Origin of the sequence: Mesorhizobium sp. M1A.F.Ca.ET.072.01.1.1, from assembly GCF_004023325.1 — a bacterium.
GTDB lineage: Bacteria > Pseudomonadota > Alphaproteobacteria > Rhizobiales > Rhizobiaceae > Mesorhizobium.
Map to the genome: position 1 here is coordinate 1 of NZ_RZSF01000139.1, position 16,343 is coordinate 16,343.

Annotated in this window: 11 protein-coding genes and 1 pseudogene; 9 read left to right on the plus strand and 3 right to left on the minus strand. The window is 57.5% G+C overall.

Features of this window, described 5'->3' with window-relative positions; genetic code table 11:
- The first annotated feature begins 824 nt into the window (after positions 1-824).
- The 6 genes from EOA32_RS19420 (at position 825) to EOA32_RS19445 (ending at position 7,722) form a co-directional block, all read left to right on the plus strand.
- Positions 825-1,961: an extracellular solute-binding protein gene (locus tag EOA32_RS19420; protein WP_128372598.1), complete on the plus strand. Its 1,137-nt coding sequence runs from the start codon at positions 825-827 to the stop codon at positions 1,959-1,961.
- Positions 1,962-2,105: 144 nt separating this feature from the next.
- Complete coding sequence (locus EOA32_RS19425; protein ID WP_189407240.1) at positions 2,106-2,975, plus strand: ABC transporter permease; 870 nt, start codon at positions 2,106-2,108, stop codon at positions 2,973-2,975.
- Positions 2,972-3,796, plus strand: coding sequence for an ABC transporter permease (locus EOA32_RS19430; protein ID WP_128372600.1), 825 nt, complete (start codon positions 2,972-2,974; stop codon positions 3,794-3,796). The genes EOA32_RS19425 and EOA32_RS19430 overlap by 4 nt, the downstream gene beginning before the upstream one ends.
- The gene (locus tag EOA32_RS19435) at positions 3,793-4,914 is read left to right on the plus strand and encodes an ABC transporter ATP-binding protein (protein WP_128372601.1); all 1,122 of its coding nucleotides are present in this window, start codon (positions 3,793-3,795) and stop codon (positions 4,912-4,914) included. The genes EOA32_RS19430 and EOA32_RS19435 overlap by 4 nt, the downstream gene beginning before the upstream one ends.
- A 390-nt stretch (positions 4,915-5,304) precedes the next feature.
- A complete protein-coding gene (locus tag EOA32_RS19440) occupies positions 5,305-5,589 on the plus strand; it encodes a hypothetical protein (RefSeq protein ID WP_245499325.1) in 285 nt (94 codons plus the stop codon).
- A 480-nt stretch (positions 5,590-6,069) separates the two neighbouring features.
- On the plus strand, positions 6,070-7,722 hold the full coding sequence (locus EOA32_RS19445) for an MFS transporter (protein ID WP_128372603.1): 1,653 nt from the start codon (positions 6,070-6,072) through the stop codon (positions 7,720-7,722).
- Positions 7,723-8,209: 487 nt separating this feature from the next.
- Here EOA32_RS19445 and EOA32_RS19450 read toward each other — a convergent pair whose 3' ends face one another.
- Together EOA32_RS19450 and EOA32_RS19455 are read right to left on the minus strand one after the other, a co-directional pair.
- Positions 8,210-8,704 carry an Lrp/AsnC family transcriptional regulator gene (locus EOA32_RS19450; protein ID WP_128372604.1) on the minus strand — a complete coding sequence of 165 codons (495 nt, stop codon included), beginning with the start codon at positions 8,702-8,704 and terminating at the stop codon, positions 8,210-8,212.
- 238 nt (positions 8,705-8,942) lie between these two features.
- Positions 8,943-9,191, minus strand: a complete 249-nt coding sequence (locus EOA32_RS19455; RefSeq protein ID WP_128372605.1) for a hypothetical protein — start codon at positions 9,189-9,191, stop codon at positions 8,943-8,945.
- Between the two features lie 94 nt (positions 9,192-9,285).
- Between EOA32_RS19455 and EOA32_RS19460 the strand changes: the two genes are divergently transcribed.
- Positions 9,286-11,787 carry an FAD-dependent oxidoreductase gene (locus EOA32_RS19460; protein ID WP_128372606.1) on the plus strand — a complete coding sequence of 834 codons (2,502 nt, stop codon included), beginning with the start codon at positions 9,286-9,288 and terminating at the stop codon, positions 11,785-11,787.
- Positions 11,788-11,911: 124 nt separating this feature from the next.
- Positions 11,912-12,949: an IS110 family transposase gene (locus EOA32_RS19465; RefSeq protein ID WP_128372607.1), complete on the plus strand. Its 1,038-nt coding sequence runs from the start codon at positions 11,912-11,914 to the stop codon at positions 12,947-12,949.
- A 302-nt stretch (positions 12,950-13,251) separates the two neighbouring features.
- On the opposite strand, the pseudogene EOA32_RS39925 reads toward EOA32_RS19465, so the two are convergent.
- Positions 13,252-13,353 (minus strand): annotated as a pseudogene (locus EOA32_RS39925) (IS481 family transposase); the annotation flags it as partial.
- 783 nt (positions 13,354-14,136) lie between these two features.
- Between EOA32_RS39925 and EOA32_RS19475 the strand changes: the two are divergent.
- Complete coding sequence (locus tag EOA32_RS19475; protein ID WP_128372609.1) at positions 14,137-15,345, plus strand: IS110 family transposase; 1,209 nt, start codon at positions 14,137-14,139, stop codon at positions 15,343-15,345.
- The last annotated feature ends 998 nt before the right edge of the window (positions 15,346-16,343 follow it).

Here is a 16,343-nt window from a genome sequence, read left to right on the forward strand (position 1 = left end):
GCTGTATTCTTACCGTGGTACCCTGGGGGCTTCGGTCAGGTACCCGTGAACCATGGGCAGACGCCTTTATATGCCCAGTTGGACAGGGAGCTCATGCCGCCGGAGACGGCGCAAGTAGTTTGATGCACATTTCCGAGACTTCGACACGCTTTCCTTCTGCTGAGGTCTGGGAAGCGAGAAATCCCTGGCTTTTTGAGAAGGTTGAACTAGCACAGGATTCCGGTGGCGCTGGTCGCTATCGCGGCGGTCTTGGCCTTGACATCAGCTTTCGAGCACTTGAGGACTCGTGGGTTACGAGCGTGATCGAGCGGACGAAGAACCCGCCTTGGGGTCTCGCAGGCGGAGACACAGGGCGGCCAAACCGCGCAGTGCTTCGCCTACCAGACGGACGAACTAAGGAGATTGGAAAGGCGACGCGCGTAGAGGTTCCAAAGGACGCGATTTTCGAAATCCAATGTGGGGGTGGTGGAGGATATGGACCGGCATCGGAGCGGGAAGCGGAGGCTGTTAGGGTCGATGTTAGAGAGGGTTACATCAGCGATGGTCATGCGCGAAGACACTATGGACATGTCTTGCCCGCCTAGCACAACACGGCGAGGTTTTTGAGAGGGGCACAAGGAACGCGCTGGCCTTTCCTGCCTAAGTACCGGTATCGACAGTAACGCATCGCGACCAGAGCTGTAATGCAGATAAATGATAATTTCTCAAGCAAAGCTCTAAGCAATGCCTTCAATGCGACGAGGTAATGCGCTACTGGCGACCCTTTTCCGAAGGCGATGAGAATACAGACTTAAACCTAACCTGATGGGAGTGAGGTAGGAGCGATGAAAAAGAGCGAAAAAGAGCTGTGGGAACTGAGAGTAGCCAATGCACAACGTAACGTGATCAACCGGCGACGATTCCACTCGATGGCTGGCGGGCTCGTTGCACTGTCGCTGGGAGGATTGGGATCGGCATGGGCCAGCGGCCAGGCGGTCAAGCAACTGACCAGCGGCACCATCACGTTAGGCGGTTGGCCCGACTGGATTGGAAAGGACAACATTCCCGACTTTCGGAAGGCATATCCTGACGCGGACGTCCGATTGGCGTCAATCCCTGGCGAGGAGGACCGGATCGCAAAGCTCGCGACGGATCCCGCGGCGGTGGACATAATGTTGCTCGTCGAGAACGACGTTCAGCGCCTCATCGACTTGGGCGTGTCGGCTCCAGTTGATCTGGGCGCAGTGCCGAACTACGCCAACATCGACGAGGCCTTTAAAGTCGGCTATGCGGCGGCATCGCAGCCCCGCTGCGTCACGACTGACTACGGCAAAACGGGATTCGGCTACCGCCGCGACATCGTCAAAGAGGATTTGAAATCGTGGGCCGATGTCTGGAAGGTGGCAGAAAAATATAAGGGCAAGATCACATTCCTCAACCAGCCGCAATTTGTCATCGGGACAGGGCTCATCGTCAACGGCGACTCGATCTCGTCGACGGACGGTAGCACTGTGAGGCGCGCCGCCGACAAGATCATCGAGATTAAGCCCTATTTGAAGCGGTTCGTAGACACGGACATTTCGAAGGGGTTGGTCGACGATTCAGTGGCGATCGCGATGAGCTGGGACTATGATATTTATTTGGCCCAACAGGAGAATGAGAACATCGTTTGGGTCGCGCCCGAGGATGGCATATACGGCTATCTCGATGTCTGGGCTCCCGTCAACACGTCCGAGCGGCTGCCAGTTGTCTGGAAGTTCTTCGACTTCTTCTTTCAGCCGCGCCAATATGCAAACTTCGTCAACACGCTGGGGACCGCGGCCTGCATGGAGGCTAGCAAGCCGTTCATTGACAAGCGGATGGCGAATTCGGAAATACTCAATCCGTCCAAGGAAGTGCTCAAGCGGGTGCAGTATCCGAAACCACTGGGGGAGGGTCAACGGATCTGGGATCGCGAATGGCTGCGTATTCAAGCCGCCTGACATCGAACGAGGATTCCGCGAATGGGAAAACGTCCAGACCGAACAACGCCCAACGAGTATGCTGATGCTCCTGTTGGCAGGGAAACACCGTCTTCGGCGCGTTGGCAAAACTTGCTGCCACGCTCAGTTCGGTCTGGATTTTCGATGAAGCGGCCGCAACTCTCCGGCTTGTCGCGCGGCTTGGTTTCCTTGCCAAATCTGGTCTGGGTACTGTTGTTCTTCCTCGTACCTAGCGCGCTGATGATCCTGTATTCGTTCGCTACGCAGGATACATTGACTGCCAAGATATCCTTTGGCTGGACTTTGGAAAGTTACGAGCGGTTTAACGACTCCATCATTTTGCAGGCCCTGGTTCGGTCTCTCTGGATCTCCGGGGCTGCAACGTTTATTTGCCTGTTGATGGCATATCCGCTAGCATATTTTCTCGCTTTTCGAGCGGGCCGGTTCAAGCCGTACCTTGTTACGATGGTAATAATCCCCTTCCTCACCTCATTCGTTATTCGAACTTATGCTTGGGTTGGCATTCTCGATACTAACGGGATTCTAAATGATGCCCTAATCTCACTTGGAGTGCTGGATAGACCTTTAGACCTACTTTTCAGCCCTTCTGCTATTATCATAGGCATCGTTTATAACTATCTCCCGCTAATGGTTCTGACCCTCTTCGTAGTTCTGGATCGTATACATCCTCATGTGCTTGAAGCAGCGCGTGACCTAGGCGCAAGCAGCATATCCACTTTCCGCAGGGTCGTTTTCCCTCAAGGCTTACCGGGGATGATCGCGGGAATCATCGTAGTTGGAGCACCCGCCACCGGTGAGTACGTCATTCCCACCATTCTCGGTGGCGGCAAGACGCTTATGTACGGCAACGTTATCGCCAACCAGTTCGGTCGCAGCTTCGAATGGCCCTACGGCGCAGCGCTCTCGGTCATCCTGGTAGGCCTACTCTTAGCTGCGATTGGACTCTGCATTAGGGTCGCCGGGCGCATCGAGCTTGAGAGGATGCCGTTGTGACCCGTGCGCTGCGACAGGTACCACTCTACAGCTTCGTGATCCTAGTCTACATGTTCCTGTTCGTTCCCATTGTTCTTGTCATTGCGAACTCCGTTAATGGCGACGCCAACATGGCAGAGTGGGGAGGGTTGACAACTCGCTGGTTCAAGCAAATGTTTGAGGACGACGTGGTCCTCGAGGCGATCCGCAACAGCCTCCTCATCGCGACAGCCACTACAGCGATCTCGACCGCAACCGGAACACTAGCCGCGATTGGGCTCCGGCGTGCGGGTTGGACCGTCCGCGCCGTCACCAACGCCTCGACTTACTCGCGACTGCTTATGCCAGAACTCGTTCTCGTAGTTGGCTTGCTTGTGACGTTCCAGGCCGTGAACTGGCCACGCGGGTTTGGCACCGTCGTCATTGGACACGCCAGCCTCTACACTGCTTATGTGATCATGATCGTGAGCGCTCGGTTGGCACGCCGCGACCCATATATCGAGGAGGCTGCCCGTGACTTGGGCGCAACCGCCGCGCGTGCCCTCATTCGGGTGACTCTTCCGGAGGCAATGCCCGCGATTCTGACCGCTAGCCTGCTGGTGTTCGCGTTTTCCATGGACAACGTCATTACGTCTCTCTTCCTTTCCTCTGACCTTAACACGCTACCGCTCGTGCTCTTCTCGTTGATGCGCACGAAAATCACTCCTGAGGTGAACGCGATTGCGACATTCATGATTGCGCTTTCGACGCTGGTCATCCTGCTTGGCCTATCTTCCTACTATTGGCTGCGCTCCGCGCGGAAGCACCGGAGTATGGGTCGCGATCAGGGGGCCAGGTCATGAGTACAGTGATCTCGCGCATAAACGCCGGCGCCGTCGTCCAAGCTCCTGCTGTTTCCAGGCAGGACTTCCTCGAACTCCGCAGCCTGTCTAAGTCGTTTGGCTCTGCGCACGCGATCGACGCAGTCGACCTGTCGCTCGCGCAGGGGGAGTTCTTCTCAATACTGGGTCCCAGCGGGTGCGGAAAGACAACGACGCTGCGCCTCATCGCTGGCTTCGAACGACCGCGGAGCGGGCGAATCCTCCTTGAGGGGCGCGACATCACCGACCAACCACCCGAAAAGCGACCGATCAATACCGTCTTCCAGAGTTACGCGCTTTTCGCGCATCTCGACGTTGCAGAGAACGTTGCCTTCGGACTGCGAGAGGACGGGGTGCCCAAGAAAGAGCGGCTTGAACGGGTAAACGAGGCCCTCTCGCTGGTACGGCTGGAGGAATTTGCATCGCGACGCCCGAACGAGCTCTCGGGCGGTCAGCAACAGCGCGTTGCGCTAGCGCGAGCCGTTGTGAAGCGTCCGCGCATCCTGCTGCTCGACGAGCCGCTCGGGGCACTCGATCTGCAACTCCGCAAGACTATGCAGATAGAGCTTAAGGCGCTCCAGGAGCGGCTCGGTATGACATTTGTCTACGTAACCCACGATCAAGAGGAAGCCTTGACCATGTCCGATCGGATCGCGGTGATGCGAGGTGGACGTGTATGCCAATTGGGATCCCCGGAGGACATTTACGACCGCCCAACAACTCGCTACGTAGCCGACTTTATCGGCGCGTCAAACTGCCTCCCAGTAACTGTTGCGCATGGAACACGCGAATACTCCACCGCGCACGGCATGCGAGGCCCACTACCGGATGTTCCTGACCTCCCTCAGGGTGAACGAGCGTATCTCGTCATCCGACCTGAATGTTGCCAACTTGAGCCCGCCGCGGGTACGGGTCTGCTGGGGAGCGTGACCGAGGTACTATTCAAGGGGATGTATCGCTCTTACCACGTGCGCGTTGAGGACGGTACGACCTTCACAGTTGCGGCCCCCCACCGGCCCAGCGAGTCTCGACCATGGACCGTAGGCGATCAGGTGAGAGTGAGTTGGCCCGTTAATGAGTCTTGGTTGGCCACTGATTAGTCGTGATCGGCGAGGGTGCTGTCGACGCAGGCAAGGCCATAGACGCGAGTGGAGCTGATTGCATCGTGTTAACGCACTGCGCAGCGCTGCTTAGGTCGTTCAAATCTAGAAGCTGATGTCAGCCGGCGCACGTTCAGAGGGCGCACGTACCGCCGCCAGGGTGATCATCGTTCACACAGTCGCCTTTGCCCTTGCCCCTTCGCCTCCCAAGGCAATCAGGCTGCCGTCGAGCAAGTCTCGGCGGCAGCCGCCCCGGGGTGTCGGCAGGATGAGCATGGCCTATTGATTTCCAGATCCATTTTTCTGACTAAGCGATGCGCCAATGCACCTTGCAATGAGCCAATGAAATGGTGCTTTCGCGCCGTGACATCGGATCCTTCATGGAGCGATTTGGTCGCCGAGCTCAGCGGGACCGAGGATCGTGCGGCGATGCCCGGGCGCTCGAGGCAAACGGAGGCTGTGGAGTTGCGTCGAGAAGGTGCGTTGGCTCCAAATCGGGCGATGGCGACTGTCGCGAGCATCGACGTCAGGGTTTGCTCCGAGGTCGAACGCGCCTGTCGCCGAGGTCCGGACCCGGCCGGCAAGATCGTTGTGGCCTTTCAGTCCGGCGCGCGGATCAACGGGCGCGTCGATCCGACAACGCTGCGTCTCATTCTGGCGGAGTTGACCAAGTGATCAAAGCGGTACCGGCCCAACAAGATTGTCGATCCGTCTGGCCGGCAAGGGTCAAGCGACCGTCCATTGCCAGCAAGAGATCGTCCACCCACCACGGAGGCTACGATCCGCTGAACATGCCTTCTAAGTAGCACGCCGCTCCAAGGGGTGACGAGGTAGTCGTGGCGAGATTGAAGCGCGGGGTGACGACAAGAGACTTCATCAACGGTGCTCTCAAGAGAGCGGCGAGAACACGCAAATCAACGGCGTATAAATGAAACTCACCGTTGGTGCGCGCCCGTATAGATAATATTGACGAGTGGAATAGCGGCCTGCGGGCGAAGCAGCTCGGGCTCCCCATAAAATGGTAAAGTAAGAGCGATATTCATCAGGAGAATTGGTCCGATGCATCAATAATGCTTTGATCCTGCCCCTGCTGCATGGGCAATTGCGGCAGGGAATTTCGGGCTGACGTCTACCAAATCTTGAAAGGTTAGGCCGATGGGCACGGTGGTGAGCGCTGACGCAGATGCAGTTTCGTCCGCGACGTTCGCTCCACTTAAGAACGCGACGTTTCGTGCAGTTTGGCTCGCCGCGCAGGTGTCTAGCCTGGGTTGGCTTTTTCAGACCGTGGCGGTCAGCTGGCTTATGGCAACCATCTCGAGGTCAGACGTGATGGTAGCGCTCGTGCAGGCTTCCACGACGCTGCCGGTCTTCCTGTTGTCGATCTTTGCCGGCGCTATTGCCGACAATTTCAGCCGTCGTCACGTCATGGCGATCGGCTGGTGCGTGATAGCATTGTCATCGATCATGCTGACCGTCCTTGTGGGGCTCGGAATTAACAATCCATGGATGGCCCTTGCATGCAGCTGTCTTGCCGGATGCGGTGCCGCCTTCAACGATCCGGCCTGGCACGCGTCGGTCGGCGACATTCTTCGAAAGCGCGAGGTTCCCGCTGCCGTCACACTAATCTTGGGTGGCTACAATGCAATGCTGAGCATCGGGCCGGCGGTCGGCGGCATCATTGTCGCCTTTTTCGGACCGCTGACTGCATTTGCCCTCGCGACGCTGACATATTTCGCGATGCTATGGGTCATAGCTCTCCGCAAATGGAGCGGTCGTTCTTCGCCCCTTCCGCGCGAGTCATTGACGACGGCCATCCATGACGGCGCACGCTTCACGGCACTGTCGGGAGAGATCAAGGCGGCAATCGCACGCGGCACTCTTTTCGGACTGACAAGCATTTCCATCCTTGCGCTGCTGCCTCTTGTCGCCCGCGATCAACTCGGGGGAGGACCAATCGCGTACGGTGTCCTGATGGCCGGATTTGGCGCCGGTGCCTTGTGCGCCGGTATTTCCAACAACGCTCTGAGACGAGCGCTGTCGCAGGAGCGGCTTATCACACTGGCGTGCATCTCCTGCGCGGCCTGCTGCCTGGCTCTTGCTTTCACACCATCGATCGTCGTGGCGACGATTGCCCTGACACTTGGCGGGGCAGGCTGGGTTGTCACCTGGACGGGGCTCGACGTCAGCGTGCAGCTGTCGAGCCCCCGGTGGGTGGTCGGGCGTACGCTTTCGATCTACTCCGCGCTTGCGTCCGGTGGCGTTGCGGCCGGAAGCTGGCTGTGGGGCGTGGTCGCTGAGAACTATTCCCTCATCTTGGCGCTGGAAAGCTCCGCTGGGGCTCTGATGCTGGTGGCCGCCACCGGGCTCCTGCTGCCAATACGTCAATGGAAGGAGTTGGATCAGGATTCACTCGATTTCGAAACCCCGCAACTCGCCCTAGATCTGAAGTCGAGAAGCGGTCCGATCGTGATCAAGATCGAATATGCTGTACCGGAAAACAACCTCGAAGAATTTCTCGACCAGATGCGGGAGCGACGTCGGGTGCAGAGCCGCGCCGGTGCCCGCCACTGGAATCTCCAGCGCGACCTTCAGGAGCCATTGAATTGGACGGAGACGTTTCGCACACCAACCTGGATGGACTATCTTCGCCTTAATCATCGCCTGACATCAGTGGACAAGGAACTGGACCAGCGGCTTCGCGAATTGCATGCCGGCGAGCTTCCGCCACGTCAAAGGCTTGCCATCGAGCGCCCGACAGGTGCGCCCCGCAAGCGCGAACATCCAACGAGTTTCTTTTTTCGGCGCTAATGGTGTCAATGATCGGCGCTTTGTGCCATTTTCGTCTGAAAATGGGATGATACATCAAAGCAGTCTTGCGGTCTCAGTTGGAGCCAAATGACGCTGTGGCGCGCTCCGCGGCCCTACATGTGTCGCTCGTCTAACTTGACGATTGTTTTTTCGCACGACGGCACAATGCCTCAGACCCTCAGACTGTCGTTGCCGAAGCATCACAGTGGATCGCTCGGCGGGTTGCTTATTCCATTTCCCGCAGCCTCAGTCCCATCTCCGACGCGTTGACCGCCTGGAAAAGCCAATGTCACATTACGCGCATGACGGTGGTGTTTCTCGACCCGGAGGACCGCCGGACACCGTATGCGATTGTCCGTCCCCGGGCGGATGGTCCACGACAGAGGTAGCAGCGCCAGGATTGAATCCTGATTTTCCGAAAACAGTTTCGTGCGCCATTGCCATCTCGATCTCTCCCGACAGTTATGAAGGGCCTCCGTCCCGGTTCTCAGCCGGATGCCGTCCGCGAGATTAGCTCACTGCTCACGCGGACATTCTGTTCGTCCTTCGCCGTCCGGGTTACGACATAGGTAAAGTACTTTTCTACACCAAACGCGGCGCCAAGAAACGTTTCCACTACTTCATTGTATCTTTCCATGTTTTTCACAATAAACTTAAGATGATAATCAATAGATCCGGTTACCTCATAACATTCGACCACTTCTGGAATGTCTCGCACTTGGCGCTCAAACTTCGCGTAAGTCTCACGGTTTTGCCTGGCCATTACCACGTGGGCCAAAACGATCTGAATAGCCTGCAGTTTTTCAATTGCTATTTCTGCCGTATAGCGGCGTATTATTCCCGCTTTCTCAAGCTTCTTAACTCGTTGCCAGCAAGGCGAAACGGAAATGCCGACAATGTCGGCGAGCCGCTTCACGGGAAGACGGCCGTCATCCTGGAGCGCCTCAAGGATACGATAGTCGATGCGGTCGAGCTTAATCATGTGTCATCTCTTCTTGAAGCGACCCCAAACGTGATGCCGCATGCCGCTCCGGCTTCCGCCATTGCCCGTTGGACAGGCTCGTCCATCTAGCAACGACGCATCGTCCTATGCCAGTTCAGGTGTAGCAAAAATTGCGGAGAGATTACAGCACTTCGAAGGTTCGGAAGTGGTTGGGTCGAGCCCAGCAGTCTGCCTTGAAAAGTCTGCGGTCTGAAATCGGCTTGTAACATACCTTGCATCATTCGCGGACGCATCGCGCCGCGATCAAAAGCAGGAAGATCAGTGTCCTACCAATCCGTGCTGGCTGGCCGCACGGGGCGCGAGAAACTTCCGCCACTAGGACGCGCGCGGCCCATTCGGCAATCGGGCGGTCGGTGTCGATCGTTTCCAGCTGCCAAACGGGACAATCTGCAGAAAGCTTTTTTGCCTCCAAGGTAATCTTCAGAAACACTTCTCCTCGAAACGTCGGTAAAATTTTTGAAAGCACAGTTCTTCTCGGCAGCAATAACGGCTGCCAGCCAAATCCCAGTTAACTGACAGGTCGTTCCGAAAAAAGCGGCGTGAAGCGAAGGTAGGTCACAGTGGAAGAAAAGCAACTAAAGGGCCAGTCGACCTCCCAGTCGGTCCCCTCCCATGCTTCGTGTCTAATCGTTGGCGGAGGCGTAGCCGGGTGCTCTGTTGCCTACCATCTCGCCAAACTAGGCTGGCGCGACATCGTTCTCATTGAGCGCGAGAAGCTCACCTGCGGAACTACATGGCATGCCGCAGGACTCCTTAGCCTCGGCCGCGTTGATCCGGACTGGCAGAAGCTGCTCATGTACTCTGCTGATCTCTATGAGCGTCTTGAACCCGAAACGGGTATTTCCACGGGCATCAAGCGTAATGGATCTTTGTTCATAGCAACATCCGCGGAGCGAGAGCTCGAACTGCGACGTTTGTGTCCCCCAATCAACCGGAACGGAATGGAAGCGCACCTCTTGTCACCGGAAGAGTGCTCCGATCGTTACCCTGGGCTTGAGACCTCAGATGTCCGCCTAGGGATGTTCGTTCCGCGTGACGGGCAAGCAGATCCGACTAACGTAGCTCTGGCGTTGGCAAAGGGTGCCCGACAGCAAGGTGTTCGGATTGTCGAGGGTGTCAAAGCTACAAAATTGGTTGTAAAGAACGGTCGAATTCGTGGCGCGGAAACTACGGGTGGAAACATCGATGCCGACGTTGTGGTGAATTGTGGGGGAATGTGGGGGTCCGAAATTGGCGCGATGGCTGGGGTTAAGGTTCCCCTCCACGCGTGCGAGCACTTTTATGTCGTTACGGAACCGATCCCTGGTTTAAAACGCGATCTTCCGGTTCTGCGTGTCCAAGACGAGTACGCATATTATAAGGAAGATGCCGGCAAACTTCTGCTTGGTGCCTTCGAGACTAAAGGAAAAGCATGGGGAATTGGCGGTATCCCAGAAGATTTTTGCTTTGATCAACTGCCTGAGGACATTGATCATTTCGAACCTATCCTGACAGCCGCTGTAAGCCGACTGCCGATGCTAAAAAGCGCCGGCATACGAACTTTCTTTAATGGGCCAGAGAGCTTTACGCCGGATGGCCAATTGATTATGGGCGAAGCTCCGAATGTCGCTGGGTTTTGGTGCCTATGCGGCTTCAATTCAGCTGGCATTGTTACTTCTGGGGGCGCCGGTAAGGCACTTGCCGAATGGATCGACTCGGGTGAGCCTACAACTGATGTTCGCGACATGGACATCCGCCGCTTTCAGACTTTTCAATCCAATAGGACCTATTTACGTCATCGAGTGCCAGAAATCCTTGGTTTGCAGTTCGCAAACTCATTTCCTTACCGAGACTATGCTTCGGCGCGTCCGCTTCGCCAATCGCCCATATTTAATGAGCTCGGTGTAGCAGGTGCGTGCTTCGGTGAGCTGGCAGGTTGGGAAGTTGCCAACTGGTTCGCACCTGCCGAGGGGTCACATTTTGAAATGCCCATTACGGAACTCTCGTGGGAACGCCAGGCGTGGTTTGATCTGGCAGCCGCGGAGCATAGGCGTATCCGAGAAGATTGCGGCGTCTTCGATTTGACGTCCTTTGGAAAAATCCGCGTATTTGGCAAAGATGCCTTGGGCGTTCTACAGAAGATTTGCGCCAATGATATGGACGTGCCCGCCGGGAAAATCGTCTACACTCAGTGGCTGAATGCTCGGGGGGGGATCGAAGCAGATGTTACCGTAACGCGACTTGCCGAAACCGAATTCGTTATTATCACCCCAACTAGCACCGTACGCAGAGAGCTCAACTGGCTGCAGCGAAACACGCCTGTCGAGGCCAGTTGTTGGTCGATAGATGTTACGTCAGGCGAAGCTGTATTCGCGGTAATGGGGCCGAAAGCGCGGGAGGTCCTCTCTAAGTGTACAAACGCAGACTTGTCTAACAGCAGCTTTCCGTTCGGAACCGCACAGGAGATCGAGTTTGGCATGGTTGTTGTGCGCGCCCACCGCATCAGCTACGTTGGTGAGTTGGGGTGGGAACTTTACGTCCCGACGGATCAGGCACGCCACGTCTATAGCGTTCTCATGAGCGCCGGTCAGCCGTTGGGTCTCCGGCCCTGTGGATTTCGAGCTCTCGACAGTTTGCGCATCGAAAAGGCCTTCAGGGAGATCGGCCACGACATCACAGGTGACGACCACATTCTTGAAGCGGGCCTTGGATTCGCAGTTAGGACCGAAAAAGCAAAATCGCGGTTCGGTGATTTTGTTGGACGAGACGCTGTACTTTCGCGGAAAGATCAGGGTCTTACACGCCGCCTGATGCAATTCAAACTGCTTGATCCCGCGCCGTTGCTGTATGGTCATGAGCCTATTTTTCGTGACGGCGAACCCGCAGGAGAAGTATCGTCCGGGGCTTATGGGCATTACGTTGGATCTGCCATTGGGCTAGGTTACGTCCATTGCGCGGCTGACGAGCGAGCTGAAGAGGTAATTAGTGCACGTTTTGAAATAGACGTTGCGGGCACACGTTGCGTGGCCAGCGCTCACCTTCGCCCAATATATGATCCGACCGGTGATCGTATGCGATCCTAGATGTTTAGATGGGGTATTCGGCTTTGCCCCACGTCTTGAACGGTTGTTTGAGGTGCTGCGCTTCGAGCTGATGATAAGACGTGGTCTGCGTAACAGCCACAAGCATCAGGAAAGGAAGCGCAGCATGAAGCATTATGCCGGACTGGACGTCTCCGTGAAAGAGACCTCCGTTTGCATCGTGGATGAAGGGGGCCGAATTTGCCGAGAGATGAAGGTTGCGAGCCATCCGGACGATCTTGCTGAGGCATTGAAGAACCCCGCCTGGAATCTGGCTCGGATCGGGCTTGAAGCTGGCCCCTTGTCACAATGGTTGTTCAGTGGTCTGGCGGAAGCTGGATTACCTGCAATCTGCATCGAAACCCGTCATGCGAAGGCGTTTCTCAAGGCACAGGTCAATAAGACCGACCGCAATGATGCACGCGGCATCGCGCAGATGATGCGGGTTAATTTGTTCCGGCCGGTACACGTCAAGACGCTGATGAGTCAGAAACACCGGGCGCTGTTGACAGCCCGCAAACTGCTGCAGGAAAAGGCCATCGCAATTGAGAACGACATTCGAGGCTTGTTGCGTAACTTCGGTCTCAAGGTTGGCGTTGTCGGCGCCGGCAAATTCGCGGATCGCATCCGGGACCTTTCCGGCGACATTCCGGAACTGCGCGACATCATGGAAGCGTTGCTCGCTGCCCGGCAGAAACTTCGCGAGCAGTTCACGGTGCTGCACGAAAGACTGCTGTCGATCGTGAAGGGCGACACGGTTTGCAGGCGGTTGATGACCGTGCCAGGTGTCGGCCCTGTCGTTGCGCTGGCCTTCAACGCCACGGTCGACATTCCTGCTCGCTTCAAGAATTCGAAGGCCGTAGGGCCAACTCTCGGGTTGACGCCGCGTTTGCATCAATCAGGTGAGGACAATCGCGTCGGACGTGTTTCCCTGTGCGGCGACGCCATGATGCGGACGCTGCTTTATGAAGCCGCGCAAGTCTTGCTGACGGTGGTGAAAAAGTGGTCATGGTTGAAGGCTTGGGCGATGAACGTCGCCAAGCGCCGGGGCCGACAAAGAGCGACTGTTGCCCTTGCTCGCAGATTGGCTGTCATCATGCACAGAATGTGGTCTGACGGCAGTGAGTTCCGTTGGGCGCGAGAGGGAGCCGCAGCGGTGATATAGCCGGGTCCAGCTACGAAAGGGGGAAGGCCCGATAACGAGATCCGCCAGGGCGGATGAGTGTCCTTCGCGGGACGGAGGATGAAGAGAGGACGTGCCGGGACTCGTTTCCACCGCGGCAACATGGTGAGAACGCTGTTTAGATTGCCCCCTTCATTCCAACTGATCCCATGCTGGGAGGGCCAACGTGCCGATCCCGAAGAGAAGCAAGGCCTCGCGAAAGACATCAAATGCCCGTGGCAGAGGAAGCTTGAAAGTGTTTGACTTCAACAAGCCGAATAGAGAAGTCCCGGCATTTGCTGGAGCGGATTTAGGTTGAAGCGTTCGGGTTGAGTGGCCCACGCCTTGCAGATGAACTCGTAGGGTGTGAGGCCCTTGAGGGTCTTGAGCCTGCGGCCGTAGTTGTAGCGTGCGCGACAGGAGAATAGCGCAGATTTATCGAAAAGGCTCTTGTCGATCACATCAGTGGTCCACGGATGCCTGGCTTTGGTCGTGCGGTGCTCGATGTCGTTCCTGGCGCAGGCGTATTCGAAGGCGTGCGCCCGGAATAGTTCGCCGTTGGCGATCGCTTCCTTGATCAGCGGCACGGCCGAGTCACCGGCGCCGGGCGTGGTGAATTGGATGCCATAGCACCTGCGGAATGAAGGAGCCGCGGCGGCCGAGACCGCGGTGCGCCCAGCTTTTCGCTGCAGGCGCGCACCAGATGAACGGTGAGAGCTATCGTAAGCGAGCCGCCGTCGACCGCGGCGCAGGCACGCAAAACGTCAACGACGAACCAGGCGACCTGCCCAATCGGTCATCGTAATTGCCGCTGCCGGCAATTACCCGCTGCAGATCCGCGGGCGCCTCCTGGGCAGTTGCCAGATAACCCACCCCGGTGATACCCCAATCACACCACTCGGCGCCGCCTTCCACCGGCCATCATAATCGCCGCCGACCGGTCTCCCTAATCGCCGCGCTACGCCGGCGTCCGCATGACGGCGCATCTGCGTGAAGTGCTGCGCACGGTGAGTGTCTCAATGGATCTGTTCGGATAGCTTGAGAGATGAACCAACATGGGTGCTGGGCAGTCGGAAAGCAGTGGACTAATTCCAGAGATTTGGCCAAAAGAGATCCCATGATGAGTGGTGGACAGCGGCCTGAGGGAGATCAGAGTCGGTTTGCTACCAACCACTCTGAAGGGATTTGCCATGACAGCAGAACCAAACTCGCCCCGAGCCGCTATCCGGGTTGATCTTGGCGCAATATTCGTCTCGTTGGAACTGTCGAAGTCGACGTGGCTGGTGACGTCGCTATCGCCCGTCAGCGAGAAGATGTCGCGTCACTCGGTAGCCGGCGGCGATCTGCCGGCATTGCTGACATGCCTGAGCCTCTTGCGTGAGAAAGCGCGGGCGCGGGAGGGCAGGCTCTATCCCGTGGTTGTCATCCAAGAGGCGGGGCTCGATGGTTTCTGGCTTCACCGCGCGCTCGAGGCGGAATGCTGGATCACCAGCCACGTCGTGGATGCCGCCTCGATCGCGGTGTCGCCCCGGCATCGCCGGGCGAAGACCGACAGCATCGATGGGGAGACACTGGTTCGCACGCTGATGGCGTGGATGCGGGGTGAGCCTCGGGTCTGCGCGATGGTCCGTGTGCCGGCGATTGAGGATGAAGATCGCCGCCTGATCGGCCGCGAGCGCAAGGCACTGGTTGAGGAGCGTAAGAGACACGTCAACCGGATCAAGGGGCTGCTCTTCACCGTGGGTGTGCGCGGTTATGAGCCTGCGCGTCGCGACCGGCGCGAGCGTTTGGATGACCTGCGCACGGGGGATGGCCGGCCACTGCCCGCCCATCTCAAGGCGCAGCTGTGCCGTGAGCTCGACCGGCTCGAATTGGTGAACGAGCAGATCAAAGCCGTCGAAGCCGAGCGTGATGCCCACAGTGCAAAGTTGGAGGCGACCGCCCCGCAAGCGATGCTCGAAGAGATCAAGGGCATCGGCGCGGAGTTCGCCAGCACCCTCGCACACGAGGGGCTGTTCCGTCAGTTCGGCAACCGGCGCCAGATTGCAGCCTATGCGATCAATACCGTCTTCCAGAGTTACGCGCTTTTCGCGCATCTCGACGTTGCAGCAGGGCTCGCACCCTCGCCATGGCGAAGCGGCTCGATCGATCGTGAGCAGGGTGTCTCGAAGGCAGGCAATCCGAGGCTGCGCACGACGATGATCCAACTGGCCTGGCTCTGGCTGCGCTATCAGCCGGCCTCGGCCCTGACGCGCTGGTTCCATGAACGGGTCAGCATGAGCGGCGGGCGCAGCAAGAAGGTCGCGATCGTGGCGCTGGCGCGAAAACTGCTCGTCGCCTTGTGGAAATATGTGACCAACGGTGTCGTGATCGAGGGAGCCGTCATGGCCAGGGCCTGAGCAGCCTTTTGATCAACTCAATCCTCGGGGCCTGAGCAGCCCTGACGGATCCAGGCGAACGGACCGAAGCCCCCCATGGCTTCAATCGCCGCTCCAAAGAATGGTCCCGTTCTCCTGAGCCCAGCCCCCGGACGCGGGATTGTGGTGCAGCCGCCCCCGAGCGGCGACCGGATATGAGGTGGTACAGGTGAGGCTTGGCCTGCCGGTACTGACAATGGGCGCAACTGGATACCGTCGACAACACAAAGGCCTACAAAATGGCGCCACAACCCCCTTGACCTTCAACTCATCATATGAGGGGGGCCGTCTTCGTCCGCTTTTCGTGTTGCCGACCCCGAGTAGCGTTTTCCGAAGCCCATACGCGATCCGGAAAAGGGTTTTGACCTGATCCTCGGACGTGGTCTAACAGAGCTGCCGCTCGGGAAAGCAGTTTTACTAGAGGATATTCGGCCGTCGCGGATGAGTTTTCGGCCCTGGACGGCTGCTGAAGGTTTCTTCGGGTGCAGGCTCGCCAGCAGTATCGACGAGAGGATCGACTGCTGGGAACAGTTGGCGATCACGCAGCATTGTTGAGAGCCGCGCCGGAGAAAGCAGTAGATCGTATTCTCGTAGTCTAGCTCTTGCCCCACTCACACATGCGCGTCAGCTCGGTTTCACTGTCCTGCGCTGCATTGACAGCATACGTATCGATCCAGTTTCTTAGGTCAGCAGCACGCTTTCTTTCTTGAACGAACTGTTCCAGCACCGCCAAGCGTTCGCTCTCACGTCGACGTCGGGCGATAGCTTTCCCCTGCAACTGAGCGGGCTGGAAAGTTCGGCTGGGATGGGAATCGTGCATTTGTAACCTTTCATTGAGATGCCGTCGCGACAAATGTCGCAATTGGAGAATGGCCAAGCGTTATACCAACGGTCTCGGGCGCTGACTCTTTCGTGATTTTGTGTCGCAGGTGGACCGTGATTCCCTGATGCCGAAGGAGATTCGGCGATGGGTTCAGCGG

Coding starts and splice junctions, on each gene's coding strand:
- EOA32_RS19420 (WP_128372598.1), top strand. CDS start 825: ATGAAAAAGAGCGAAAAAGAGCTGTGGGAACTGAGAGTAGCCAATGCA.
- EOA32_RS19425 (WP_189407240.1), top strand. CDS start 2,106: ATGAAGCGGCCGCAACTCTCCGGCTTGTCGCGCGGCTTGGTTTCCTTG.
- EOA32_RS19435 (WP_128372601.1), top strand. CDS start 3,793: ATGAGTACAGTGATCTCGCGCATAAACGCCGGCGCCGTCGTCCAAGCT.
- EOA32_RS19445 (WP_128372603.1), top strand. CDS start 6,070: ATGGGCACGGTGGTGAGCGCTGACGCAGATGCAGTTTCGTCCGCGACG.
- EOA32_RS19450 (WP_128372604.1), bottom strand. CDS start 8,704: ATGATTAAGCTCGACCGCATCGACTATCGTATCCTTGAGGCGCTCCAG.
- EOA32_RS19465 (WP_128372607.1), top strand. CDS start 11,912: ATGAAGCATTATGCCGGACTGGACGTCTCCGTGAAAGAGACCTCCGTT.
- EOA32_RS19475 (WP_128372609.1), top strand. CDS start 14,137: ATGACAGCAGAACCAAACTCGCCCCGAGCCGCTATCCGGGTTGATCTT.